Genomic DNA, 24,355 nt, shown 5'->3' on the forward strand with positions numbered 1-24,355 from the left:
GGGGATGATGTGGGTTCAGTACAGCGAGCGGGCAAGCTGCGCGGCCGTGCGATCGATGTCGCGCGCTCCGGCGGCCGCTCCCGCCGCGCGATCGGTGGGGGCGACGATGGCATAGGCGACCTCGCCGACCTGCCAGTAGGCGGCGGTCAGGTCGTCCTTCGGCACGGTGGTGGCCGGCACCACGTCGAAGCTGCCGGGGCGCACCGCGAAGAGCGAGACGGCGCCGAGCTCGCGCGTGCGCACGGCAAGTTCGAGGCTCGGGCCGAAGGCGGAGGGGAAGACCTGCACGTCCTCCACCTTCCAGTCTTCCGGCAGCACCGGCATGACAATGGCGGTGGCGGCACGGATCTCCGCCGGATCGTAGCGGTCGGCGCCGGGCTGCGAGCGCATGCCGGCGCGCACCTGCGCCGTGCGGTGGGCGCGCACCGCGTCCTCGACATAGGCCGGCGGCAGGGCGGAGGCGACGACGCGGCTGACCCCGAAATGGCCGAACTGGGCATGGGCGAACCAGCCGGCGCCGATGAGCAGCGCCACCGTCGCGGCGACCCGCAGCCGGCGCAGCCAGCGCTCGCGCGACAGCGCGCCTTCCAGCCGCCGGGCCGCCTCGGCGGTCGCCAGCCGCGCGGTGGCGGCCGAGGCCGGGCGCGGCGTCTCGGCCAGCGCGAGGCGCAGCTCGTCGCGGGTGCGCAGATCGGCCATCACCCGCGAGGCGGCGGCCGGATGCGCGCTGAGATAGGCCTCGACGTCGATGCGCCGCGCCACCGCGAGCTGGTCGTCGACATAGGCCTGCAAATCGTCGTCGGAGACGGGATCAACGGGACGGGTCATCCGCACCTCCCACAATGCGCAAACGGGTGGAAGGCCCGGCCGCGGCGCCGTCCTCGACGGCGCGCAGCGCGGCGCGGGCGCGCGACAGGCGCGACATCAGTGTCCCCTGCGGGATGCCGAGCGCGCTCGCGGCCTCGGCGTAGCCGAGCCCCTCTATGGCCACGAGATGCAGCGCCGCGCGCTGCTCCTCGGGAAGATCGAGAAAGGCGTCACGCACCTGGGCGAGGCGCAGGCTGTGCTCCTGCGCCGGGGCGACAACGGTATCGGCAAGGTCGCGGGCCTGCGCCTCGCGCCGGATCTGCGCGGTGCGCAGCCGGCGCCGGTCGATGAACACATTGTGCAGCACCGAGAGCAGCCAGCCACGCAGCCCGCCCGCCGCATCGCCGCGCTCGGCGTCGAAGCTGCCGCGCCGCTCATAGGCGCGCACCAGCGCGTCGTGCACGAGATCCTCGGCGTCGGTGTCGTCGCGGGTCAGCGAGCGCGCATAGCGGCGCAGGACGGGGAGCTGCCCCATCACGTCGAACCGTATGCCGCCCTGCCGGCCGCTGGTCTTCTCGCGCCTCATATTCCGTATACGGAGCCGCCCGCCTCCCTATTCCACCCGCCGTGACGATTTCTTGCGAGACACGCGGCGGGGAACGCGGCGGCGCCTTCGCCCGTTTATCTCCGCTGATGCCGACGCCCGTCGAGGCACTGTGAGGGAGGTTTCCGGCCGCGCCATGACAACGGATGAAAAGACCACGCGCGAGAAGAAGACCGAGACACGGGCGAAGGAGAACCCGCCCGCCCTCGGCGTGCACGGGGCGGCGACGCTCGCCGCCGTGACCGTCGACGCCTGCAACAGCCAGCTGCGCGAGGAGGACGGCTTCCTCGGCGACCGCGCCCGGCGCGCCTCCTTCTTCGAGGGACTGGAGCGCTGGCGCTCCGTCGCCGGCGGCACGCTGCCGCGCTTCGGCGACACGCCGACCGGCGAGCTGTCGAAGGCCTGCATCGACGAGGCGCTGGCCGAGGGCGAGCCGCATGAGCAGGCGCTGGTGCATGCCGCGATGGAAGATTACGCGCGCGACCTCGCGGCCGTGCTGCGGCGCCTGCTGCGCACCAAGGACTGGCGCGGTACCGAGCGCATCGCGGTCGGCGGCGGGCTCACCGCCGGCCGCTTCGCCGCCATCGCGGTCGCCCGCGCCGAGCTGCTGCTGCGCGCCGACGACATCGCGGTCGAGCTGCGCCCGATCCGCAACGACCCGGACGAAGCCGGGCTGATCGGCGCCGCGCACCTCGCGCCGAGCTGGATGTTCGGCAGCTTCGACGACATCCTCGCGGTCGATATCGGCGGCACCAATATCCGCGCCGGCATCGTGAAGCTGAATCTCGGCAAGGCGGACGACCTGTCGAAGGCGCGGGTGCGCAGCTTCGATCTCTGGCGCCACGGCGACGACGACACCGGCCGCGACGACGCGGTGGAGCGGCTCGTCGACATGCTCAAGGACCTGATCGGCCAGGCGGAGAAGGAGGGGCTGAAGCTCGCCCCCTTCATCGGCGTCGCCTGCCCCGGCGCCATCGCCGCCGACGGCTCCATCGAGGCCGGCGGACAGAACCTTCCGGGCAATTGGGAGAGCGCGCGCTTCAACCTGCCCGCCGCGCTGTGGGACGCCATTCCCGAGATCGACGGCCACGAGACGGCGGTGGTGATGCACAACGACGCCGTGGTGCAGGGGCTGAGCGAGGCGCCGTTCATGCAGGACGTCGAACGCTGGGGCGTGCTGACCATCGGCACCGGGCTCGGCAATGCCCGCTTCACCAACCGGGAGCGGCCGGGTCGGACCGGCAAGGCGGAAGGCGGGGAAAAGGACGGCAAGAGCGGCAGCAGGAAGAAGGGCGACGAAAAGAAGGGCTGATGAGGTGCGTCGACCCGCCGCCGGTGCTGCGTCTCCGGTGTCAGGTCCCGGGCGCTTTCAGCCGGCCTAGGGGGCCGGCTTGCGCGGCGCGCGGCGACGGGGCGCCTTCGGCTCGGGGGCGTCCTCTTCGTCGTCCGCGCCTTCCCGCTCGCGGCGGGCCAGTTCCTCATATTCGGCGCGGATCGTCTCCAGCGCGGTGTCGTCCAGTTCCTCGAGGTCCAGCAGCACGCGGCGGGTGCCCTCGGTGCGGGCGATCAGTTCGTCGATCTTGATGTGCAGGGCGGCGGTGTCGCGGTTCTGGCTGTTCTGGATCACGAACACCATCAGGAAGGTGATGATGGTCGTCGAGGTGTTGATGATGAGCTGCCAGGTGTCGCCGAAGCCGGCAAAGGGGCCGGTGAGCCCCCAGACAAGGATGAGCGCGGCGGCGCCGACGAAGGTCGCCGGCTTGCCGGCGGCGACGGACACCCATTGGGCGAAGCGGGTGAAAGGCGACTGGTTCGGCCTGCCGGCCCGCGTGCTGCCCGACGCCATGGAAGATCCCTCACTGTTGCGGGGCGGGAACGCGGCGGCGCCCGTCATCGTTCCCGCTCCGCGCACGGGGTGCTGCGCGCCGGCGCGGTCAGCGGTCCTTGACGTGCTCGGGCTTGCCCTTGCGCGGCGTCGCGGCGAAGTCCTCGAGCTGTTTCTCGGTCATGGACTCGACCATCTGCTTCGAGGCGCCGCGCAGCGCGCTCTTGCTCGTCTCGCCGCGCTTGGCGGCCAGCGCCGCGCCGGCCGCCTTCTGCTGGGCCTTTGATTTCGCAGGCATGGAAGCCTCCCGGATGAGAGACGGCCGGCCCCGGCCCGGACAGGGGAGGATCCGGGGCGGGACCGGCCGGCGCGCGCCTTATTCGGCGGCGTGCAGGTTGACGCGGGATTCCGCCAGCTTGGTCAGCTTGGTGTCGGCGTTCTTCTCTTCCGTGAGGTTCTTCGCCAGCACCCCGGCGCAGTCCGGTCGGCCGAGCAGCTTGGCCCAGGCGATCAGCGTGCCGTAGCGGGTCATCTCGTAATGCTCCACCGCCTGCGCGGCGGCGATCAGCGCGGCGTCCAGCACCTGCTTGTCGGCCACCTCGCCGGCGACCTCCTCCGCCTCGTCGATGATGCCGTCGATGGCCGGGCAGTTGACCGCCTTCGGCTTGACGCCGTGCATGTGGAACACTTCCTCGACGCGCAGAATGTGGTTCTCGGTCTCGCCGAGATGATGCTTGAAGTCCGCCTTGAGCTGCGGATCATTCGCCTTCTCGATCATGGTCGGAAGCGCTTTCGCGATCTTCTTCTCCGCGTAATAGATGTCCTGAAGCGTGTGGACGAAGAGATCGTCCATCGTCTTGATGTCTTTCGAGAACAGACCCATGGTGAAGTCCTCCTTCCAGAGCGGTAATCATTTATGGTTGGCGGTAGTCGGCGGCGCCTCTACGCAAGGGCGATGCGGCCGACACCAGGAAAACCGGCTCGAACGAGGAACGTTCCGCATTTTCATCAGGCGTGAAGGCAGGGAGAACAGGCTACCGGCACGCCGAACGGCATCTGGTCTGGCGCGCGCGGGGGCAGTTCGATCGGCGCCGGGCGCGGCTCGTCGGCCGGCTCGTCGACATCCGGCACGATGTCCGGGTCGGGGTCCGGCGGCGTCACCGGGTCGTCGATAGCCGGCGGGGGACGGTCGGGCGGATCGCGCGGCGGCGGGGCGGCCTGAGCGTCCGCGCGACGGGGCGGCGGCGCCGGCGGCGGGTCGCTGATGATCGGCTCCTCCGGGTCGCGGACCGGCGGGCGCACCGGATCGCGGACGGGCGCGGGAGCGGGCGGCGGTTCCGGCATCGGCGGCACGCCGGGCGCGGGCGTGTCCGGCCGCCCCGGGGGCGGCGGACTGCCGGGCGTCGGCGCGTTCGGTATCTGGGGAATAGGGCTCGGCGGGTTGGGGGTCATCGGCTGTCTCCTCCCGTGCGGACCGTGCGAGGACCAACGTCTCCCCGTCCGGGCGGTTCCTCGCGGAGCCCTGCGGCGGCCGCAGGGCGGGGCCGTGACGCCCGCTCCTGTGGCCCTTGCCGGGCGCGCCGGCCCGCTATAATCCCCGGCGGACGGGCATCGCCAGCGAAGGTGGACGCGACGTGCGGCAGGACAGCGGACAGCGGGACGTTTCGGACGGCGACGCGGCGGGCCCTGCCGGGGGCGTGATCCCTGAAATCGCCGCGCAGGCGGAAGAGCTTGCCGGCTGGCGCCGCACCCTGCACGCCATGCCGGAGACCGCCTTCGAGGAGCGCCGCACCAGCGCCTTCGTCGCTGAAAAGCTCGAGAGCTTCGGCCTTCCCGTGCATCGCGGCCTTGCCGGAACCGGGATCGTGGCGACGCTGAAGGGCAAGGGGGACGAGGGCCCCGCAATCGGCCTGCGCGCCGACATGGACGCGCTCGACATCCATGAGGCGACCAACCTGCCCTGGCGTTCCGACACGCCCGGCAAGATGCACGCCTGCGGCCATGACGGCCACATGACCATGCTGCTCGCCGCCGCGCGCCATCTCAGCCGGAATCCGGATTTCAAAGGCACGGTGCATTTCATCTTCCAGCCCGCCGAGGAGAACGAGGGCGGGGGCAAGGTGATGGTCGATCAAGGCCTGTTCGACCTGTTCCCGATGCAGGCGGTGTATGGCCTGCACAACTGGCCCAACGCGCCCTTCGGCACCTTTCTCGGCCGGCCCGGCGCCATGTTCGCCGCCTTCGACATCTTCGAGGTGAAGGTGATCGGGCGCGGCGCCCACGCCGCCATGCCCCAGCGCGGCATCGACCCGGTGCTGGCGGCCTCCCATCTCGTCGCCCAGCTCCAGTCCATCGTTTCGCGCTCGGTGAGCCCGCAGGAGGCGGCGGTGGTCACCGTCACCCAGATCCATGGCGGCGACACCTGGAACGTCATTCCCGACGAGGTGGTGCTGCGCGGCACGGTGCGCAGCTTCTCGCGCGAGGTGCGCGACCTCGCCGAGACGCGTTTCCGCGCCATCGTCGAGGGCGTGTGCGCGGCGCAGGGCGCGCGGGCGGAAATGCGCTACGACCGGCGCTATCCCTCGCTGGTCAACCACGCCCGCGAGTTCGGCCAGTCGCTGGCCGCCGCGCGGGCGACGGCGGGCGACCGGGTCGTGCCGGATTTCGAGCCGATCATGGCGGCGGAGGATTTCGCCTACATGCTGGAGGCGGTGCCGGGCGCCTATCTGTGCCTCGCCAGCGGCCCCGGCCCGAACCTGCACAACGCGCAGTACGACTTCAACGACGCGCTGATCCCGGTCGGCGCCAGCTACTGGGTCAATCTGGTGGGCGACGTGCTGGCCCCTTCCGCGCAGAGCGACCCGGGCGGGCCGGGCTGACATGCCCGTGTCGCCGGCCACATCGCCCGCCTCGCCTCATCACCGCCCGCCCGACGGGAGAACCCCCTTCATCGTCGGGCTCGGCGTGGCGCAACTCTGCTCCTGGGGCACGCTCTATTACAGCTTCCCGCAGATCGCGCAGGCGATGGGCGCCGAACTCGGCTGGTCGAAGGCCGAGCTTTACGGCGCGGCGACGCTGGGGCTCGCCTTCGCGGGCCTTGCCGCCTATCCGGTCGGCGCCGGCATCGACCGCGGCCATGGCCGCGCGATCATGGCCGGCGGCTCGGTGCTGGCGGGGCTGCTCTTCGTGCTGTGGTCGCAGGCCGGCAGCATGATGGTGTTCTATGCCGCCGTCGCCGGCCTCGGCGCCATGCAGGCGGCGACGCTCTACGAGCCGGCCTTCGCCGTCGTCGCCCGCCGCGCCGGCGCGCTCCAGGCGCGTCCCGGCATCACCGCGCTCACTCTGTGGGGCGGCTTCTCCTCCACCGTCTTCGTGCCGCTGATCCAGTTCCTGATCGACACTGTCGGCTGGCGGGATACGCTGCTGGTGCTGGGCGCGGTGAACGTCCTTGTCTGCGCCACGGCGAATTTCCTGTCGGTCGATTCCTCGCGCGACACGCCTGCGCCGCGCGTGGCGGACGATACCGTCCCGCGCCGCTCGCCGGTGGGCGAGGCGCTGCGCCAGCCGGCCTTCTGGGCGCTCGCCCTGGCGTTCACCGCCTATTCCGCGATGTTCTCGGGCTTCACCTTCCACGTCTACCCGCTGCTGGTGGAGCGCGGCTTCGATCTCGCCAGCGTCGTCGGCGCCATCGCCATCATCGGCCCGGCGCAAGTCGCCGGCCGCGTGGCGGTGTCGGTGTTCGCCCCGCGCGCGCCGGTGCGGGCGGTCGGCTCGGTGATCGTGGCGGTGTTTCCGCTCGCCTTCCTGGCGCTGGAATTCATGCCGCCGGACTTTCGCTGGGTGGCGCTGTTCGCCATCGGCTTCGGTGCCGTCAACGGCATCATCACCATCGTGCGTGGGCTGATCGTGCCCGAGCTGATCACCCGGCGGGCCTATGGTGCGGTGAACGGCGCGCTGTCGGTCCCGGCGACCCTCTCGCGCGCGCTCGCCCCCGCCGGCCTCGCCGCGCTGTGGACCGCGACCGGCTCCTACGACGCGGTGCTCTTCGCCGTGATCGCGCTGGCGCTGGTGCTCGCCCTCGGCTTCTGGACCGCCGCGCTGGTCGCGCGCCCGGTCGAGGACTGAGGCGTCAGAACCCGGTCATCAGGCGCGCGCCGTCCCAGGTGAGCTTGAGCGAGATGAGGAACAGCGCGCCCATCACCAGCCGGTAGAACAGCGCCTCGGGCAGGAGGCGCGTCAACTTCACCCCGACGAAGGTGGCGGCGACCGCCACCGGCATGAGCAGCGCGGTCACGGTGAGATTGGCCGGGTTGAGCTGGCCGAGCGACCAGTAGGGAATGAGCTTGATGGCGTTGATGGCGGCGAAGGTCAGCGTGGTGGTGCCGGCATAGACCATCTTGGGCAGCTTCTGCGGCACGACATACATCTGGTAGGGCGGCGCCCCGCCATGGCTGACGAAGCTGGTGAAGCCCGATACCGCGCCCCAGAAGACACCGCGCGGCACGTCCGCCGGGCGCGCCGCCTGCCCCGCCCCGCCGAGCCAGCGGATGAGGCAGAAGGCGAGGCCGATCAGCCCGACGATCAGCATCACCTCGGCATCGGTGACGATGGAGGCGGTGGCCCAGCCGATGCCGATGCCGACCGTCGCCGCCGGGACGAGGATGATGAGGTTGCGCGCCGAGAATTCGCGCCGGTAGGCCCAGACGCCGAACATGTCGCTGACGACATAGACCGGCAGCAGAAGGCCGGCCGCCGTCACCGGCGACATGAACAGCGCCATGGTGGGCACGGCGAGGGAGCCGATCATCGGCACCCCGCCCTTGCTCATGCCGACGAAGAAGGCGGCAAGGCCCGCGGCCAGCGCGAAGCCCAGTTCCGGAGAGATCATACGTACGCCATCGAAAAGGAGGCCGGGGCCTCCTCTATCAGGCGGCCTTGGCGCCTTCCAGCCGCTTGGCGACCAGCCCGCGCAGCGTGCGCAGGTCCTTGACGAACTGGCGGATGCCCTCGGAAAGCTTCTCCGTGGCCATCGGGTCCTCATTCAGCGCGAAGCGGAAGGCCTTCTCGTCGAGATGCAGCCGCTCGGGCGCGCCCTCGGTGTTGGCCGGGTCGAGCTTGCGCACCAGCACGCCCTCGTCTGCGGCGAGCTGGTCGAGCAGCGCCGGCCCGATGGTCAGGCGGTCGCAGCCGGCCAGCGCCTCGATCTCGCCGGTGTTGCGGAAGGAGGCGCCCATCACCACGGTCGAGATGCCGTATTTCTTGTAATAGGCATAGATCTGCCGGACCGAGACGACGCCCGGATCGGTCTCGGGGGTGAACGGGCCCTCGCCCGCCTTCACGTGCCAGTCGAGGATACGGCCGACGAAGGGCGAGATGAGGAAGGCCCCGGCATCGGCGCCGGCCGCCGCCTGCGCGAGCGAGAACAGCAGGGTCAGGTTGCAGTCGATGCCTTCCTTCTGGAGCACTTCCGCCGCGCGGATGCCCTCCCAGGTGGAGGCGACCTTGATGAGGATGCGCTCGCGCCCGACGCCGCGCGCCTCATAGGCCTTGATGAAGGCGCGCGCCTTGGCCAGCGTCGCCTGCGTGTCGAAGGACAGGTCGGCATCGACCTCGGTCGAGACGCGGCCGGGCACGATCTTGGAGAGTTCCTCGCCGAAATTCAGCGCCAGCCGGTCGCAGGTCGCGGACACCACCGCCTCGTGCACGCCGCCCTGGCCGGCGCCCCAGGCGATCGCCTCGTCGACCAGCGGCGCATAGGCCGGCATCTCGGCGGCCTTGAGCAGCAGGGTCGGGTTGGTGGTGCAGTCCTGCGGCTTCAGCCGCCGCACCGTCTCGATGTCGCCGGTGTCGGAGACGACGACGGTGATGGCACGCAGTTGGTCGAGCTTTGAGGGCATGATGCTGTCTCTTTCTCGCCGGACCGGCCGGCGCGGCCGTCCGCAGGCGCTGTTCGTTGGTCGGCTTCGTTGGACCACATTTGGCCCGCCTCGTTCAAGATGCCCGGCTCCGTGACGCGCGTGTGACGAGACTTGATCGATCCGCTTGTCGGGCCGCCGCGCCGGGCGTAACTATTTTACTTCACTGTGTGCGGCGAGCGGCATGGCCGCGGGGCTTCCATGGACGACATCCACTACCGCGAATACAAGATCCTGTTGCGCCCGGAGCGGTTCTTCGACCCGCATCAGTTCGAGGTGTACTGGCACAAGCTGTGCCTGATCGCGCCCGAGTTCAAGGTAGGCGTGGCCACCAACAAGGACGGCTTCAAACGGCAGGTCCGCGAGGTGCTGTTCTACGACACGCCCGATTACGCCCTCTACCGGAACGCCTTCATCCTGCGCAAGCGGACCTTCTATAACGACGGCTGGCCCGATCCCGAGCACGAGCTGACGCTGAAGTTCCGCCACCCGGACCTGGCGGCCGCCGCCGCGATCGACGTCACGCCGCATCTGAGCGGGCGCGCCGACATCAAGTTCAAGGAGGAACTGCTGCCGCTCAAGGAGGAGCTTGGCGGCATGCGCTCGCTCTACTCGCACAATTGCGTGCTGCTGACCCCCGGGCTGGTGCTCGACGAAGGGCTGGAGCGCATCACCTCGGTCTTCCCCGAGCTTGCCGAGCACTGCCCGGCCGACAAGGCGGCGACGGTCTCGCTGGTGAACAATCTGCCGGTCGAGGAGGTGCAGGTGAATGTCGGCTCCTTCGACTTCGGCCACGGGCTCATCGCCAAGGCGACCCTTGCGGTGTGGCGCGACCGCGCCACCGAGACCTCGATCATCGGCGAGTTCGCCTTCCAGGCGAAGTTCGACCGCTACGACGCGCTGCACGCCAAGGCCCGGATACGCTCCGAGGAATTCTTCAAGGCGGCGCAGACCCGCGCGCCGGAATGGGTGAAGCTCGGCGCCACCAAGACCGCCCTGGTCTACAATTTCGGCAAGCAGCTCGTGGCGAGCCACGAAGGCTGAGCGCGTACCCTCTCGGACTGGCCCTTCCATGACGCATTCCGTGCCGCCCGCTCCGGGCACCGAGGCTTCCGACGGCGAGGCGACGCAGGGCTATGCGGTGCCGCGCGGCGTGAAGCTGAGGGAGATCTTCCTCTCCTTCCTGTTCATCGGCGCGGTCAGCTTCGGCGGTGGCGTGGTGGCCTATCTGCGGGCCGAGCTGGTGCTCAAGAGGCGCTGGCTCGACGAGGACCATTTCCTCTCCGCGCTCGGCATCGCCCAGGCGCTGCCGGGGCTCAACGCGACCAATATGAGCATCATCGTCGGCGACCGCCTGCGCGGCGTCGCCGGCGCCATCATCGCCTTTCTCGGCATGACGCTGCCGGGCGGCACAATGGTGCTGGCGCTCGGCGTGCTCTACTCCTCCAACGCGCACAACCCCTATGTGAACGCCGCGCTGATCGGCGTCGGCGCGGCGGCGGTCGGCATGCTCTCGGCGGTGACGCTGCAGATCGGGCGCCGGCAGCTCGGCAGTCTCATCGACATCTCCATCATCGTTGTGACGGTGGTGATGGTGAGCTTCCTGCACATCTCGCTGATCTGGGTTCTGCTCACCGTCGGCCCGGCCGCCGTGCTGATCTATCGCCCGCGCAAGCGTGACGGCGCCGGGACGGAGACCTCGGCATGAACGAGAACCTGTCCGTCTTCGGCGTCTTCGCGCTGCTGTCGCTGCTGGCGGTCGGCGGCGGCGCCGCCGTGCTGCCGGAGACCAAGGCGCTCGTCGTCGGCGGCCACCACTGGCTCACCAACGACCAGTTCCGCGACATTTACGGCCTCGGGCAGGTGGTGCCGGGACCGAACATGCTGATGGTGATCGTCATCGGCTACCACGTCTCCGGCTATGTCGGCGCGCTGCTCGCCTTTCTCGGCTTCTTCGTGCCGGCCGGCCTTTTGTCCTGGGGCGCCTCGCGGGTGTGGGACCATTTCGAGGGCTCGCCGTGGCGGCGCTCGCTGCAGCAGGGCATGGCGCCGCTGGTGGTGGGGCTGATGGCGGCGGGCACCATCGCCATCGCCCGCACCGCCATCGACGGGGCGCTGACCATCGCCATCGCCATCGCGGTGTTCGGCGGCGTCTATTTCGTCAAGAAGGTGAACCCGGCCCTGCTCGTGCTGGGCGGCGGCCTCGTCGGCCTCGCCCTGCTGCACGGAGCGGCGCCGAACTGAGCGCCTCAGCCCGGCTTGCCGGGCAGGTAGGGGGAAAGGGCGTGGGCGAGGCCCGGCGCGGTCAGCGACTGCAGCCACACCTTGCCGGGACCGGACAGGCGCACGAGGAACAGCCCGTCGCCGCCGAACAGCGCGTTGCGTATGCCGCGCATCGTCGTCAGCTCGAAGCCGACGCTCTCCTCGAACATGCCGACATGGCCGGGATGCACCAGCAGGAACTGGCCGGGCTGGAGATCGTAGGTCACGAGTTCGCCGCCAAGCTCGACGAAGGCGCTGGCCTGCCCGGCGAGCTTCTGCAGCACGAAGCCCTCGCCGCCGAAGATGGCGCCGCCGAGCGTCTGCTGGAAGGCGGTCGTCACCTCGATGCCGGGGGAGCCGCAGACGAAGCCGTGCCGGTGCACGATGTAGCCACGCCCCGGCGCGACGTCGACGGCGACGAAGCTCCCCGGCAGCCGGGCGGCGAAGGCGACATTGCCCGGCCCGTGCTCGGCGTGGAACTCGGTCATGAACAGCCCGCCGCCGGACACCGCCCGGCTGACCAGCCCGAACAGCCCGCCCGCCCCGCCGCCGGCGGTCGACGTCGTCAGGGTGACGTCGCCCGACATCCAGGAAAGCTGGTCGGGCACGCCGACGATGCGGTCGCCGGTGTCGAGCTGGATTTCGAGAACGGGAAGCGTCGTGCCGATGATCTTGGAGCGCATGGAAGGTCTCCGGGTGTTCCCTGGGGGGCGAGGTGCGCCAGCATAGCAAGGGCGCCTTGAAAGTCGCCGGCTGCACCTGAGAATTTTTCGCTACCGCATGGGGTTACGGCTCCCGCGAGGCGGGAGGCGTGCTATCGTCCCGCTATCGACAACAACATTCGGGAGTGCCTCGATGACCGGCCGTTCCGTGATGTGCTTCCCCCTCGCCAGACGCCTTCGCCGGACCGCGCTCGCCGCTATGCTGGCGCTCGGCACGCTGGCCGCCGCCGGGCTCTCCGCCGGCACCGCCGAGGCGGGCGTCGCCTCGCCGATGCTCGCCGCCTCGGTCCCGGCCGATGCGGCCTCCGCCCTGCCGGTGGAGAATGTGCGCTGGGTCTGCGGCCCGTGGCGCTGCGCCTGGCGCCCGAACTGGAATTACTGGTACGTGCCGCCTTATGCGCGCGGCTGGGGCCCGCCGCTCCGCCCGAACTGCTTCTGGCGGCGCGGCTGGGGCGGCTGGGTGCATGTCTGCCCCTGAGGCTCTGCCCCTGAGCCTGTCGGGGCTTGAGAGCCGCGACGATCGACGAGAATGCGAAAGGGCGCCCCTGGGCGCCCTTTTTCATGGCCGGTCCGGTCCGCTCACTTGAGGCCGAGGGTGGAGCGCGCCTTGGCCAGATAGTCCAGGCAGCGGGCCTCGTCGCCGGTTGCCAGCGCGGCGCGGGCCTTGTCGAGCGCCTCCTGCACCACCAGCGGCCGGGTGCCGTCGCCGATCGCGGCTTCGGTCTGGGCGAGGCCCTCCGGCGTCGGATCGTGGCTGAGCAGGGCGCCGGAGGATTCCGGTGCGGTGGGGCCTTTTGCCGCCAGGGCGTTGATATACGAGTCGAGCGCGGCCTGGGTCGGCACCAGCTGCTCGCCGCAGGAAGCGGCGAAGGCGGCCGGCGTCGCCGCCAGCATGAGCGCGGCGGCGAGCGGCAGGAACACGGGCTTCGTGAACATGGGCTTCACGAACATGGGCTTCATGAACACGGGCTTCACGATAAAGGGCTTCATGGCGTGGACCTTCGGGACGGGAAGCGGCGCCGGCCAGAAAACGCGACGCGGGAACAGCGGCCGGCGCGGCGCTCATCGCGGCGGGCGGCCAGTCTAGCAGGCGCCGGCCGATCCGGGAGGGTGCCGCCGGCGGCAGGTCGGGCTCAGTCGCGGGCGAACATCTCGCGCTCGCCGCGATGCACGGCGGGTTCGCCGGTCGGGCGGCCGGCGGCACGGCGGCAATAGACGCTCGGGCGGCGGTGCTTGAGCGCGCCGCGGCGCGCACGGCGCCCGCGTGCCTCGCCGACGAGAAGCCGGCCGATCTGCGGATAGGCCGGCCGGTGGGTGCCATCGGCCTCCGTCACCAGCATGGGAAGGCCGAGCGCCTCGGCCCAGCCGCGCCATTCGGCCACCACGTCGTCGATATGCGGCGCGCTGTAGAGCGTCACCGAAAGGGCGCTGTCGGCGTGCACGAGCACGATGGCGACGCCCTCGTCCTCGCCCTCCGGGTCGAGCAGGGCGACCGCCAGCCCCCGGTAGTCGCGCAGCGGGCGCGCCGCCTTCATCGGCACCCCGGCGACGCGGCGGCGCAGCACCACCCGGTCGAGCCCCAGTTCCACGAGGCGCACGCCGTCGTCGGCGCCCTCGTCGAGCGTCTGGAACACCAGCGGCCATCCCTCGCCCGCCGGTCGCTCCAGCGTGACATAGGGGTAGGTCGTCCGCAGAGGCCGGGCCTCCGCCATCATCTGACGCATCTCGCCACTCCCGCCGAATTTCCGGCTGTTCTTTGGCTGTTGCAGGGACCCCTGCGGTCCCGTTCGTGACGGCAAACTAGGCGCGGGCCTCCCCGCATCGGCTTAAGGGAAATGGTTGATCGTTTCTTGGCGGGCCTTCGGAGCCCGCGAATGGCTCCTATGCTTGACGAAAGCTTGTCGGAATCGCTCGCAATGCCGATATCGGCGTTGCGGGCGCTTCGCCTTCGCCCTAATCCCTCATGATGGACATTGCCCCCATTCCGCGCGCCCCTTCCCCCGATCCCGCCGCCGCTCCCCCCGTCGATCCTCTGGCCGATCCCGCCATCGCCGCGCGCCATCTGGCCGATGCGGTGGTGGCCGCCGGCGCGGTGGCGGTGGCGATGTTCCGCGAGGGCGTGAAGAGCTGGTCCAAGCACAATGATTCCCCCGTCACCGAGGCCGACCTCGCCGTCGACCTGATGCTGCGCGAGCGGCTGAGCCTCATCGGCCCCGGCTATGGCTGGCTGTCGGAGGAGACGGTGGACGAGCCCTCCCGCCTGTCGCGCCGCCGCGTGTGGATCGTCGATCCCATCGACGGCACCCGCGCCTACATGGCCGGCGGCGCCGACTGGTGCGTCGAGGCGGCGCTGGTGGAGGACGGCCGGCCGATCGCCGGCGCCCTGTTCGCCCCCGTCACCGACGAGCTGTTCGTCGCCGTGCTCGGGGGCGGGGCGACCCGCAACGGCCGGACCATCGAGGTCTCCCGCACCCTCGCGCTCGACGGCGCCGTGGTGGACGGCCCGGCGCCCTGGCTGAGCCATATCGACCGCGCCGGCCCGCTGCGCCGGGTGCCGCGCATCCGCTCGCTGGCGCTGCGCCTCGCCCGCGTGGCGACAGGGGAGCTGGATGCGGCACTTGCGTCACCCAATGGCAATGATTGGGACCTTGCCGCCGCGGACCTTTTGGTGCACGAAGCAGGAGGACGCCTGACCACCCTCGACGGCCATCCTCTCGCCTATAACGCGCCGGTGCCCCGGCATGGTGCGCTGGTTTCCGCCGGCAGCCTGCTGCACCCGACCCTTGTGGCCGCCGCGCGCTGAGGGCGTACCGAGAACGGGCCACCGGCACAGGACTCAACCGGCACAGGACGCACCGGAATGACCGAGACCTCATCCTCCGCGCAGCTTCTGCATCTCGTCTTCGGCGGGGAGCTCGAGAAGATCGACGGCATCACCTTCAAGGACCTCGCCGCGCTCGACATCGTCGGCATCTACCCCAATTACGCGACCGCGCGCGCCGCCTGGAAGGCCAAGGCGCAGCAGACGGTCGACAACGCGCAGATCCGCTATTTCATCGTCCATCTCCATCGCCTGCTGGAGCCGGACGCCAGCAACCAGAGCAGCTGACCTTCCCTCATGTGGCGTCGACTGCGCACCTCACCGACGGTCCGCACCGTTCTCGGGCGCGGCATGGCGTCCTATCTGCGCCTGGTCTGGCGCACCCAGCGCGTGGTGATGGAGCCGGCCAATCTCTATGAGCTGGCCGACGCCCAGCTGCCGATGATCCTCACCTTCTGGCACGGCCAGCATTTCCTCACCCCGTTCCTCGTCCGGCCCTACCACCGCGCGCGGGTGATGATCTCGCGCAGCGCCGACGCCGACGTGAACGCCATCGCCGCCGAGGCGCTCGGCATCGGCGCGGTGCGCGGCTCGGGCGCGCAGGGGCGCGACTTCCGCACCAAGGGCGGCTTCAACGCCACGCTGGAGATGATCCGCCACCTGGCCGAGGGCACCAATGTGGCGATGACCGCCGACGTCCCGAAGATCTCGCGCGTCGCCGGGCTCGGCGTCGTCACCATCGCCAAGCATTCCGGCCGGCCGATCTACCCGGTCGCCATCGCCACCTCCCGCCGCATCGTGGCCCGCAGCTGGGACAAGTCGGCGATCCACCTGCCCTTCGGCCGCGCCGCCGTGGTCGCCGGCGACGGGGTGGTGGTTTCCGCCGATGCCGGCCCCGAGGAGCTGGAGGCCGCGCGCCGCGAGGTGCAGCGCCAGCTCGATCTCGTCACCGCCCGCGCCGAGGAGCTGGTCGGCCGCCCGGCCGCCGGCCCGCGCCCCGTGGCGCGCGAGGACGCGCCGCCGGCCGAACCGCTCAACGGCTAGGGCGCGCGATGGAGAAGGCGCGCACCTCCCTCCTCGTCCGCCTCTACCGGGCGGCGACCTGGCTCGCGACCCCCTTCATCGGGCTGCTGCTGGCGCGCCGCCTGAAGCGCGGCAAGGAGGATGCGACGCGCCTGCGCGAACGCTACGGCCATGCCGGCACGGCGCGCCCGCGCGGGCCGCTGGTCTGGCTGCACGGCGCTAGCGTCGGCGAGATGATCGCGGTGCTGCCGCTGATCGACCGGCTGCGCGCGCGCGGCTTCCAGGTGCTGTTCACCTCGGGCACGCTGACCTCGGCGCGGCTGGCCCAGGCGCGCCTGCCGCCCGACGTGCCGCACCAGTTCGTGCCGCTCGATTCGCCGCTGTTCCTGCGCCGCTTCCTGCGGCACTGGCGGCCCGACCTCGTGCTGCTGGTCGAATCCGAGCTGTGGCCGAACCTCATCATCGAGGTGAGCGAGCGCGGCACGCCGCTGGTGCTGGTCAATGCGCGCATGTCGCCGCGCTCCTTCGCCAGCTGGCGGCGCATCGGCGGCGCCGTCGGCTCGCTGCTGGCGCGGGTCGACCTGTGCCTGGCGCAGGGCGCGGAGGATGGCGAGCGCCTGCGCCAGCTCGGCGCGCCGCGCGTCACCGTCACCGGCAATCTGAAATTCGACGCCCCGCCGCCGCCGGTCGACCTCGGCGCCTTCGACGCGCTGGTCACCGCCGCCGCCGGGCGGGAAGTGCTCGTCGCCGCCTCCACCCATCCGGGCGAGGAGGAGATCATCGTCGAGGCGCATCAGCGGCTCGCCAAGGAAATGCCGGGCCTGCTCACCATCATCGCCCCGCGCCATCCCGAGCGCGGGCCTTCGGTGGTGCAGCTGGCGACCGAAGCGGGCTGTCCGGCGGTGCTGCGCTCCGACGGCTACCTGCCCGACAAGGGCACCGGAATCTATGTCGCCGATACCATCGGCGAACTCGGCCTGTTCTACCGCCTCGGCGGGGTGGCGCTGCTCGGCGGCTCGCTGGTGCGCCGGGGCGGGCAGAACCCGATCGAGCCGATCAAGCTCGACACCGCCATATTGCACGGGCCGCACGTGACCAATTTCGCCGAGCTTTACGCCCGGCTCGACGAGGCGCGCGGCGCCGCGCCGGTGACGGACGGGCGCTCGCTGGCCGCCAGCGCCTACATGCTGCTGGCCGACACCGCCTCGCGCCGGCGCATGATCGCCGCCGGCCAGTCGACCATCGAGAGCTTCGGCGGCGCGCTGGAGCGGACCCTCGCGGCGATCGATCCCTATCTGGTACAGATAAGGCTGGAGAGGCACTGACCGAGATGCAGGCGCCGGGTTTCTGGTGGCGGAAGGAGCGCGGCGCGATGGCGAAGCTGCTGTCGCCGCTCGGCGCGCTGGTGGGCGGCGCGACGTTGGCGCGCATGCGCCGGCCGGGCACCGAGGTCGGGCTGCCGGTGGTCTGCATCGGCAATCCCACGGTCGGCGGCGCCGGCAAGACCCCCACCGTCATCGAGGTGGCGCGGCGCCTGAGCCTGCGCGGGCTCAAGCCGGCGGTGCTGTCGCGCGGCTATGGCGGGCGGCTCAGCGGCCCGGTGCGCGTCGATCCGCTGCTGCACAGTGCCGACGAGGTGGGCGACGAGCCGCTGCTGCACGCCCGCGCCGTGCCGACCTTCGTCGCCCGCGACCGGCTCGCCGGCGCGCAGGCCGCCGCCCAGGCGGGCGCCGACATCCTCATCATGGACGACGGCTTTCAGAGCCCGACGCTCGTCAAGGCGCTGTCGATCCTCGTCGTCGATGCCGGGGTCGGGGTCGGCAACGGGCTGTGCCTGCCGGCCGGGCCGCTGCGCGCGCCGCTCGCTCCGCAGCTCGAACAGGCGCAGGCGCTGCTGGTGATCGGCGAGGGCGCCGGCGGCGAGCGTGTGGCGCGCGATGGCTATGCCGCCGGAACGGTGGTCTTGCGCGGGCGCCTCGCCCCGGAGGCGCAGGCGGTGGCTCGCCTGTTCGGCAAGCGCGTGCTGGCCTATGCCGGCATCGGTCGCCCGGCCAAGTTCTTCGAGACGCTGCGCGGGCTCGGCGTGCTCACCACCGTCACCCGCGCCTTCCCCGACCATCACGTCTACACGGCGGCCGAGGTGGAAGAGCTGCGCGCGCAGGCGGAGGAACGCGATCTGCTGCTGGTCACGACGGAGAAGGACGCAATGCGCCTCGCCGGCAGCGATATCGGCCAGCATCTGCTCGACGTGTCGGACGTGCTGCCGGTGCGCATGGCGCTGGAGCCGCAGAGCGCCCGCGCGCTGGAGCGCATGCTCGCGGGTCTCGGCAACCGGCTGCAGGGCGACTAGATCGCCGCGATTCAGCCGGCGCGGGCGCGTTCCGGGAAGAGCCGGGCCAGCACCGCCTGCGGGGTGGCGTAGGCTTCCTGAAGGTCGACGCTCCAGTAGCGCAGTTCGTCGAGCGGGATCGGCTCGCCGGTTACGGCGCAGCGCACGAAGGTGCCCGGACGCACGACCCGGAAGTCGCCGTCGAGATAGCGCAGCTCGGCTTCACCCGAGGCAGAGAAACGTTCGAAGCGGTTCATGGTCCCGCTGATCCTGCTGTTCGTTCGGGCCCGACAATAGAGACCCGGCCCGGCTTCCTGCAAGCCCGCCTCTCGCAAGCCCGCCCTCTCGGCGGCCTATCCGCCGAACAAGGTGGGTTGGCTGTCCGCGTCCGGCAAGGCCCCCCGGCCGCGCGCCGGCTTGCGCACGGCGGGGCGCGCCGGCTGGGCCGGTCCCGAGGGAGGCGGCACGGCGCCCTCGCTGGCGACGACGCCGACGCGCCCGTCGCGGAACTCGATCTCCAGCGCGGCGCCGGCCGCGATGCCGGCCGCCGCGTGCACCGGCACCCCGTTCGCGTCGCGCACCAGCGCGAAACCCCGCGCGAGCACGCCCTTGTAGGACAGCGCCTGCATGAGCTGTTCGAGCGCGCGCAGCCGGCGCACCCGTTCCTGCTGGCCGCGCAGAAGCGCCGGCTTCAGCCGGGTCCGCAGCCCCTCCACCCGCTCGCGGGCGCGCGAAATCCGCTCGCGATGGGCGCCGGCATTGGCCCGCAGCGCCGAGGCGAGCCGGCCGGCGAACAGGTCGAAGCGCTCGCGCCGGCGCTCCACCAGCGCGGCGAGGCGCTGCGGCCCGAAGCGGCCTTCGATGCGGGTGAGCGCGAGGCGGTGGGAGCCGGCATTGGCCTTGAGCGCGCGCGGCAGGCGCTGGCCGGCCATGTCGAGCCGCTGGCGGGGAAGGGCGAGCAGCGCGTCGGCGCTCGGCAGCAGCCGGCCGAGCCCGCGCAGATCGGCGCGCCGGCGCTCGGTGCCGCGCGCCAGCGCCCCGCCGAGCCGGGCGCGCAGGCTCTGCACCTCGGCCATCAGCTCCCCGCGCACCGGCACCGCCATCTCGGCGGCGGCGGTCGGGGTGGGGGCGCGCACATCCGCCGCGAAGTCGATCAGCGTCACGTCGGTCTCGTGGCCGACGGCGGAGATGAGCGGAATCGCGCTGTCCGCCGCCGCCCGCACCACGCTCTCTTCCGAGAAGCCGAGCAGGTCCTCCAGCGAGCCGCCGCCGCGTGCCACGATGAGCACGTCCGGGCGCGGGATCAGGTCACCGGAAGGCAGCGCCAGGCCCCCCGCCGGGATGGAATTGAAACCGCGAATGGCGGCCGCGACCTCCGCCCCCGACGTGTCGCCCTGCACCCGCACCGGCCAGACCAGCACGTGGCGGGGGAAGCGGTCGTTGAGGCGGTGGAGGATGTCGCGGATCACCGCGCCGGTCGGCGAGGTGACGACGCCGATCACGCGCGGCAGGAAGGGCGGGCGGCGCTTGCGCTCGGGCGCGAACAGGCCCTCGGCCGTGAGGCGGCGCTTGCGCTCCTCCAGCATCGCCATGATGGCGCCGGCGCCGGCGAATTCGAGCTGCTCGATGACGATCTGGTAGGAGGACTTGCCGGGAAAAGTGGTGATGCGCCCGATGGCGACCACTTCCAGCCCTTCCTCCGGCTTGATCCGCAGCCGCCCGAACACGCCCTTCCACACCACGGCGTCGATGCGCGCGTTCTGGTCCTTCAGGCTGAAATAGGCATGGCCGGAGGAGTGCGGGCCGCGATAGCCGGAAATCTCGCCGCGCACGCGCACATGGCCGAAGGCATCCTCCACCGTGCGCTTGAGCGCGCCGGAGAGTTCCGAGACGGTCCAGTCGGGGGCGTTGGAGACGGGCGATTCGGTGGGCGTGTCGGTCATGCACGACAGATAGTCGGATTTGCCCGGCGCGGGAACGGGGGGCGGCCGGGGACCGGTCGTCATCCCGGCCAGAGGCGCAGCCGAAGAGCCGGGATTGCCCTCATTCCGCTTGCGATCCCGGCTCGGCCTGCGGCCGTCCGGGATGACGGCGACGGGCCGTACGCCTCCTCCTTGATCCGCGCCCTTGCCCGGCCTAGGTTGCGCCGCCTTTCCCGCCCAACCGCCGGCTCATCATGATCGATCCCGCTCTGCCGCCCCATATGCGCCCCGACAAATCGTTCCAGGGGCTCATTCTCGCGCTCCATGCCTTCTGGGCGGACAAGGGCTGCGTCGTGCTCCAGCCTTACGACATGGAAGTCGGCGCCGGCACCTTCCATCCCGCCACCACGCTGCGCGCGCTCGGGCCGCTGCCGTGGAAGGCCGCCTATGTGCAGCCTTCGCGCCGGCCCAAGGACGGGCGCTATGGCGAGAACCCGAACCGGCTGCAGCATTATTACCAGTATCAGGTGATCCTGAAGCCCTCGCCGTCCAACTTGCAGGAGCTCTATCTCGCCTCGCTGGAGGCCATCGGCATCGATTTGCGCCTGCACGATGTGCGCTTCGTCGAGGACGACTGGGAGAGCCCGACGCTCGGCGCCTGGGGGCTGGGCTGGGAGTGCTGGTGCGACGGCATGGAGGTGAGCCAGTTCACCTATTTCCAGCAGGTCGCCGGTTTTGAGTGCGCGCCGGTGGCGGGCGAACTGACCTATGGGCTGGAGCGCCTCGCCATGTATGTGCAGGGGGTCGAGAACGTCTACGACCTCAATTTCAACGGCCGCGAGGGCGACGAGAAGGTCACCTATGGCGACGTGTTCCTGCAGGCCGAGCAGGAATATTCCCGGCACAATTTCGAGCATGCCGACACGGCCATGCTGTTCGAGCAGTTCCGCATGGCGGAAGCTGCGGCGGCGAAATATCTGGAAGCCGGCTGGGAAGATGGCACCAAAGCCCGCCATCTGATGGCCCAGCCGGCCTATGACCAGTGCATCAAGGCCAGCCACGTCTTCAACCTGCTGGACGCGCGCGGGGTGATCTCCGTCACCGAGCGCCAGAGCTACATTCTGCGGGTGCGCGAACTCGCCAAGGCCTGCGGCGCCGCCTGGCTGGCCACCGCCGCCGGCGGGGCGCCGCCGGCCTGATCTTCCCGCTCTTCCGGCCCTGGCGGAACCTGCGCGTGTCGGTGTCCAGCGTCGATGTCGCCGCCTTCGGCTTCTTCGCCGCGTCCTTCCTCATGGGCCCGATCGGTGGCATCGTCGTCGGCCATGTCGGCGAGCGCTACGCAAGCCTCTCTCCGGGATGCCGCTTTCGTAACTGCGCACTCCCTTCTCGCGGCGTGACGTGCTAGGGCGTCGCGCGACATTCCCGCATGGCGGCTCCCCGCACGGGCCGCCCGCCAGCCGAACTGACCGCACAGCCATGCCCGATCTCCTGCTCGAACTGTTCTGCGAAGAAATTCCCGCCCGCATGCAGGCCGGCGCGGCGGAAAGCCTGCGCAAGCTCGTCACCGATGCGCTGGTGGAGCGGGGCCTCGTCTATGAGGGCGCCAAGGCTTTTGTGACCCCGCGCCGGCTGGCGCTGGCCGTGCACGGCCTGCCGGCGCAGCAGCCGGACACGCATGAGGAGCGCAAGGGCCCGCGCGTCGGCGCCCCGCAAGGCGCCATCGACGGCTTCCTCAAGGCGGCGGGGCTTTCCTCGCTCGACCAGGCCAGCATCGAGAGCGACCCGAAGAAGGGCGAGTTCTACGTCGCCCGCATCCACAAGCACGGCCGGCCGACGCCGGAGGTGGTCGCCGAGATCGTGCCCGCCGTCATCCGCGCCTTCCCCTGGCCGAAGTCGATGCGCTGGGGCAAGGGCTCGACCAGCCCGAACGCGCTGCGCTGGGTGCGCCCGCTGCAGTCGATCCTGTGCACCTTCGGCCCGGAGACCGAGGAGCCGGAAATCGTGCGCTTCGAGGTCGACGGGCTCGCCTCCGGCGACACCACGCGCGGCCACCGCTTCCTCTCCGAGGGCACGATCCGCGTGCGCCGGCTCGATGACTGGATGGCCAAGCTCGAAGCCGCCTTCGTGGTGGTGGACCGCGAACGGCGCAAGGACATCATCCTCAACGACGCCAAGGACCTTGCGCTGGCGCAGGGACTGGAGCTGGTCGAGGATGCCGGCCTGCTCGACGAGATTTCCGGCCTCGTGGAATGGCCCGTCGTGCTGATGGGCGCCTTCGAGCAGAGCTTCCTCGATGTGCCGGACGAGGTGATCCGCGCCACCATCCGCGCCAACCAGAAATGCTTCGTGCTCAAGGACCCGAAGACCGGGCGCCTCGCCAACCGCTTCATCCTGGTCTCGAACCTGAAGGCCAGCGACGGCGGCAAGGCCATCGTGGCGGGCAATGAGCGCGTCATCCGCGCCCGCCTGTCGGACGCCAAGTTCTTCTGGGAGACCGACAAGCGCACCAATGCCACGGTGCCGTTGAGCGAGCGTCTGGAGAAATTCGCCAACGTCACGTTCCATCAAGAACTTGGCTCGCAGTTCGAGCGCATCAATAGGATCGCGCGGCTGGCGAAGGCGCTGGCGCCGATGGTCGGCGCCGACCCGGAGCTGGCCGAGCGCGCGGCGCGTTACGCCAAGTCCGATCTGCGCACGGAAGTCGTGGGCGAGTTCCCCGAGGTGCAGGGGCTGATGGGCCGCTATTACGCGGAACTGGAAGGCCTGCCGCCCGAGATCGCTGCCGCAGCGGAAGAGCACTACAAGCCGCAGGGTCCGACCGATGTGGTGCCGACCGCCCCGGTTTCCGTCGCGGTGGCGCTGGCCGACAAGCTGGACACGCTGGTCGGCTTCTGGGCCATCAATGAGAAGCCGACCGGCTCGAAGGACCCCTACGCCCTGCGCCGTGCCGCGCTGGGCGTGGTGCGGCTCGTGCTGGAGAACGGGCTGCGGCTCAGCTTAATTAAGTTGATGGCGCACAGTCTGCGTCTACATTTCAGGACTTGGCATGCAAGTGCTCTGACAACCCGACTTGAGGTCCTTAAAGCGCTATCTGCTGTGCGCGGTGCCGAGACAATCGCGTTTCCTCTTTCGCTCCAGCTAGGCAGTCTGTGGGAGTCCCAGAAGGATCAAAGATCAGCGGAAGAGTTTGAGCTATTCAGTTCCATAGGAACGTCGCTCCTCTCCTTCTTCGCCGACCGCCTCAAGGTCCACCTCCGCGAAGCCGGGGCGCGGCACGATCTCGTCGATGCCGTCTTCGCGCTCGAAGGTCAGGACGACCTCCTGCTCGTGGTGAAGCGCGTCGAGGCGCTCGGGCGCTTCCTCGCCACCGAGGACGGAAAGAACCTCCTCGCCGGCACCAAGCGCGCGGCGAATATCCTGCGCATCGAGGAGAAGAAGGACGGCGTCTCCTATGAGGGCGGCGTCGACATGGTGCTGCTGCACGAGCCGGAAGAGCGCGCGCTGGCCGACGCCATCGCCGCGCTCGGCCCGCAGATCGAGCAGGCGCTGGCGCGTGAGGATTTCGAGGCGGCCATGGGCTTCATCGCCCGGCTGCGCGCGCCGGTCGACGCCTTCTTCGACAAGGTGACGGTGAACGCCGAGGACCGGGAGCTGCGCGCCAACCGCCTGCGCCTGCTCGCCGACATCCGCCGCACCACCCGCGCCATTGCCGATTTCGACCGCATCGAGGGCTGAGCGCGCTCCCTGTCCCCCGACCCCCGTCATCCCCGGGCTTGACCCGGGGATCCACGCCTTCGTTTTCCGCCCGCTTTCGGGGCAAAAGACGTGGAGGGCCGGGAAAGGCCCGGCGCTGACGCGGCCCTTTCGGCAGCCGGACGGTTTCGCTGGAACTTCGTCGGTCGCTGGGGCTTATTGAGCTACCGTTCAGGGGAGTTGCACATGGAAATCAACATCGTCACCATCCAGCCGATCGTCGCGCTGATCGCCGGCCTGCTGATCCTCGTGATGCCGCGCCTGCTCAACTATATCGTGGCGCTCTACCTGATCTTCATCGGCGTGGTCGGCCTGCTCGGGCGCAACGGCCACCTGCCGTTCTGAGGCAGGAGGCGGGCGCGGCCCGGCCGC

At 70.6% G+C, this 24,355-nt stretch carries 29 protein-coding genes; 16 read left to right on the forward strand and 13 right to left on the reverse strand.

The window, feature by feature from the left end; all coding sequences use genetic code 11:
* Positions 1–15: 15 nt before the first annotated feature.
* The gene (locus GBB76_RS13715; RefSeq protein ID WP_152303819.1) at positions 16–828 is read right to left on the reverse strand and encodes an anti-sigma factor; all 813 of its coding nucleotides are present in this window, start codon (positions 826–828) and stop codon (positions 16–18) included.
* Positions 812–1,393, reverse strand: coding sequence for a sigma-70 family RNA polymerase sigma factor (locus tag GBB76_RS13720; protein ID WP_152303820.1), 582 nt, complete (start codon positions 1,391–1,393; stop codon positions 812–814). Before GBB76_RS13720 ends, GBB76_RS13715 begins: the two co-directional genes overlap by 17 nt.
* Before the next feature lie 154 nt (positions 1,394–1,547).
* On the opposite strand from GBB76_RS13720, the gene GBB76_RS13725 reads away from it, so the two are divergent.
* The gene (locus tag GBB76_RS13725; RefSeq protein WP_152303821.1) at positions 1,548–2,723 is read left to right on the forward strand and encodes an ROK family protein; all 1,176 of its coding nucleotides are present in this window, start codon (positions 1,548–1,550) and stop codon (positions 2,721–2,723) included.
* 66 nt (positions 2,724–2,789) lie between these two features.
* Here GBB76_RS13725 and GBB76_RS13730 read toward each other — a convergent pair whose 3' ends face one another.
* The 4 genes from GBB76_RS13730 to GBB76_RS13745 all read right to left on the reverse strand — a co-directional run bounded on the left by GBB76_RS13730 (position 2,790) and on the right by GBB76_RS13745 (position 4,688).
* Entirely contained in the window at positions 2,790–3,257 is a 468-nt protein-coding gene (locus tag GBB76_RS13730; RefSeq protein ID WP_152303822.1) for a low affinity iron permease family protein, read from the reverse strand.
* Between the two features lie 88 nt (positions 3,258–3,345).
* Complete coding sequence (locus GBB76_RS13735) at positions 3,346–3,534, reverse strand: DUF3008 family protein (RefSeq protein ID WP_152303823.1); 189 nt, start codon at positions 3,532–3,534, stop codon at positions 3,346–3,348.
* A gap of 78 nt (positions 3,535–3,612) precedes the next feature.
* Positions 3,613–4,119, reverse strand: coding sequence for a ferritin-like domain-containing protein (locus GBB76_RS13740; protein WP_152303824.1), 507 nt, complete (start codon positions 4,117–4,119; stop codon positions 3,613–3,615).
* Between the two features lie 125 nt (positions 4,120–4,244).
* The gene (locus tag GBB76_RS13745) at positions 4,245–4,688 is read right to left on the reverse strand and encodes a hypothetical protein (protein ID WP_152303825.1); all 444 of its coding nucleotides are present in this window, start codon (positions 4,686–4,688) and stop codon (positions 4,245–4,247) included.
* A 257-nt stretch (positions 4,689–4,945) separates the two neighbouring features.
* Here GBB76_RS13745 and GBB76_RS13750 point away from each other — a divergent pair, with 257 nt between their 5' ends.
* Both GBB76_RS13750 and GBB76_RS13755 read left to right on the forward strand, forming a co-directional pair.
* Positions 4,946–6,115 (forward strand): M20 aminoacylase family protein, encoded by a 1,170-nt coding sequence (locus GBB76_RS13750; RefSeq protein ID WP_152304886.1) that lies wholly within the window; start codon positions 4,946–4,948, stop codon positions 6,113–6,115.
* Positions 6,116–6,122: 7 nt separating this feature from the next.
* Entirely contained in the window at positions 6,123–7,361 is a 1,239-nt protein-coding gene (locus GBB76_RS13755) for an MFS transporter (RefSeq protein WP_246668926.1), read from the forward strand.
* A gap of 4 nt (positions 7,362–7,365) precedes the next feature.
* Here the strand turns inward: GBB76_RS13755 and GBB76_RS13760 are convergent, their stop codons facing one another.
* Complete coding sequence (locus GBB76_RS13760; protein WP_152303827.1) at positions 7,366–8,124, reverse strand: sulfite exporter TauE/SafE family protein; 759 nt, start codon at positions 8,122–8,124, stop codon at positions 7,366–7,368.
* Positions 8,125–8,161: 37 nt separating this feature from the next.
* Positions 8,162–9,133, reverse strand: coding sequence for a transaldolase (tal, locus tag GBB76_RS13765; protein WP_152303828.1), 972 nt, complete (start codon positions 9,131–9,133; stop codon positions 8,162–8,164).
* Between the two features lie 219 nt (positions 9,134–9,352).
* Between tal and GBB76_RS13770 the strand changes: the two genes are divergently transcribed.
* The 3 genes from GBB76_RS13770 to GBB76_RS13780 are packed head-to-tail and all read left to right on the forward strand — an operon-like array spanning position 9,353 to position 11,395.
* Positions 9,353–10,195: a hypothetical protein gene (locus GBB76_RS13770; protein ID WP_152303829.1), complete on the forward strand. Its 843-nt coding sequence runs from the start codon at positions 9,353–9,355 to the stop codon at positions 10,193–10,195.
* Positions 10,196–10,223: 28 nt separating this feature from the next.
* Complete coding sequence (locus tag GBB76_RS13775) at positions 10,224–10,859, forward strand: chromate transporter (RefSeq protein ID WP_152303830.1); 636 nt, start codon at positions 10,224–10,226, stop codon at positions 10,857–10,859.
* Positions 10,856–11,395, forward strand: a complete 540-nt coding sequence (locus tag GBB76_RS13780) for a chromate transporter (protein WP_152303831.1) — start codon at positions 10,856–10,858, stop codon at positions 11,393–11,395. Before GBB76_RS13775 ends, GBB76_RS13780 begins: the two co-directional genes overlap by 4 nt.
* 5 nt (positions 11,396–11,400) lie before the next feature.
* Here the strand turns inward: GBB76_RS13780 and GBB76_RS13785 are convergent, their stop codons facing one another.
* Positions 11,401–12,096, reverse strand: coding sequence for a TIGR00266 family protein (locus GBB76_RS13785; protein ID WP_152303832.1), 696 nt, complete (start codon positions 12,094–12,096; stop codon positions 11,401–11,403).
* 172 nt (positions 12,097–12,268) lie between these two features.
* Between GBB76_RS13785 and GBB76_RS13790 the strand changes: the two genes are divergently transcribed.
* Positions 12,269–12,613, forward strand: coding sequence for a hypothetical protein (locus GBB76_RS13790; protein ID WP_246668927.1), 345 nt, complete (start codon positions 12,269–12,271; stop codon positions 12,611–12,613).
* A gap of 101 nt (positions 12,614–12,714) precedes the next feature.
* On the opposite strand, the gene GBB76_RS13795 is transcribed toward GBB76_RS13790, so the two are convergent.
* Together GBB76_RS13795 and GBB76_RS13800 are read right to left on the reverse strand one after the other, a co-directional pair.
* Positions 12,715–13,125, reverse strand: coding sequence for a hypothetical protein (locus tag GBB76_RS13795; protein ID WP_152303833.1), 411 nt, complete (start codon positions 13,123–13,125; stop codon positions 12,715–12,717).
* Positions 13,126–13,268: 143 nt separating this feature from the next.
* The gene (locus GBB76_RS13800; protein WP_202911105.1) at positions 13,269–13,859 is read right to left on the reverse strand and encodes a DUF6101 family protein; all 591 of its coding nucleotides are present in this window, start codon (positions 13,857–13,859) and stop codon (positions 13,269–13,271) included.
* A gap of 242 nt (positions 13,860–14,101) precedes the next feature.
* Here GBB76_RS13800 and GBB76_RS13805 point away from each other — a divergent pair, with 242 nt between their 5' ends.
* The 5 genes from GBB76_RS13805 to lpxK are packed head-to-tail and all read left to right on the forward strand — an operon-like array spanning position 14,102 to position 18,329.
* Positions 14,102–14,938, forward strand: coding sequence for a 3'(2'),5'-bisphosphate nucleotidase CysQ (locus GBB76_RS13805; protein ID WP_152304888.1), 837 nt, complete (start codon positions 14,102–14,104; stop codon positions 14,936–14,938).
* Positions 14,939–14,995: 57 nt separating this feature from the next.
* A complete protein-coding gene (locus tag GBB76_RS13810) occupies positions 14,996–15,244 on the forward strand; it encodes a DUF4170 domain-containing protein (RefSeq protein WP_152303834.1) in 249 nt (82 codons plus the stop codon).
* Positions 15,245–15,253: 9 nt separating this feature from the next.
* Positions 15,254–16,000, forward strand: coding sequence for a lysophospholipid acyltransferase family protein (locus GBB76_RS13815; RefSeq protein ID WP_246668928.1), 747 nt, complete (start codon positions 15,254–15,256; stop codon positions 15,998–16,000).
* Positions 16,001–16,008: 8 nt separating this feature from the next.
* Positions 16,009–17,304: a 3-deoxy-D-manno-octulosonic acid transferase gene (locus tag GBB76_RS13820; RefSeq protein ID WP_152303835.1), complete on the forward strand. Its 1,296-nt coding sequence runs from the start codon at positions 16,009–16,011 to the stop codon at positions 17,302–17,304.
* A 5-nt stretch (positions 17,305–17,309) separates the two neighbouring features.
* Positions 17,310–18,329 (forward strand): tetraacyldisaccharide 4'-kinase, encoded by a 1,020-nt coding sequence (lpxK, locus tag GBB76_RS13825; RefSeq protein WP_202911106.1) that lies wholly within the window; start codon positions 17,310–17,312, stop codon positions 18,327–18,329.
* Positions 18,330–18,340: 11 nt separating this feature from the next.
* On the opposite strand, the gene GBB76_RS13830 is transcribed toward lpxK, so the two are convergent.
* Together GBB76_RS13830 and xseA are read right to left on the reverse strand one after the other, a co-directional pair.
* Positions 18,341–18,565: a DUF2093 domain-containing protein gene (locus tag GBB76_RS13830; RefSeq protein WP_152303836.1), complete on the reverse strand. Its 225-nt coding sequence runs from the start codon at positions 18,563–18,565 to the stop codon at positions 18,341–18,343.
* 96 nt (positions 18,566–18,661) lie between these two features.
* Positions 18,662–20,251, reverse strand: a complete 1,590-nt coding sequence (gene xseA / locus GBB76_RS13835; RefSeq protein ID WP_152303837.1) for an exodeoxyribonuclease VII large subunit — start codon at positions 20,249–20,251, stop codon at positions 18,662–18,664.
* 233 nt (positions 20,252–20,484) lie between these two features.
* Here xseA and GBB76_RS13840 point away from each other — a divergent pair, with 233 nt between their 5' ends.
* From GBB76_RS13840 to GBB76_RS13850, 4 genes are all read left to right on the forward strand, one after another.
* Entirely contained in the window at positions 20,485–21,429 is a 945-nt protein-coding gene (locus GBB76_RS13840; protein WP_162375596.1) for a glycine--tRNA ligase subunit alpha, read from the forward strand.
* A 35-nt stretch (positions 21,430–21,464) separates the two neighbouring features.
* Positions 21,465–21,635, forward strand: coding sequence for a hypothetical protein (locus GBB76_RS18660; RefSeq protein WP_162375598.1), 171 nt, complete (start codon positions 21,465–21,467; stop codon positions 21,633–21,635).
* A 71-nt stretch (positions 21,636–21,706) separates the two neighbouring features.
* Positions 21,707–23,965: a glycine--tRNA ligase subunit beta gene (gene glyS / locus GBB76_RS13845; RefSeq protein ID WP_152303838.1), complete on the forward strand. Its 2,259-nt coding sequence runs from the start codon at positions 21,707–21,709 to the stop codon at positions 23,963–23,965.
* Positions 23,966–24,169: 204 nt separating this feature from the next.
* Positions 24,170–24,328, forward strand: coding sequence for a DUF3096 domain-containing protein (locus GBB76_RS13850; RefSeq protein WP_152303839.1), 159 nt, complete (start codon positions 24,170–24,172; stop codon positions 24,326–24,328).
* The last annotated feature ends 27 nt before the right edge of the window (positions 24,329–24,355 follow it).

It is taken from the genome of Ancylobacter sp. TS-1 (genome assembly GCF_009223885.1).
Classification (GTDB): Bacteria; Pseudomonadota; Alphaproteobacteria; order Rhizobiales; family Xanthobacteraceae; genus Ancylobacter.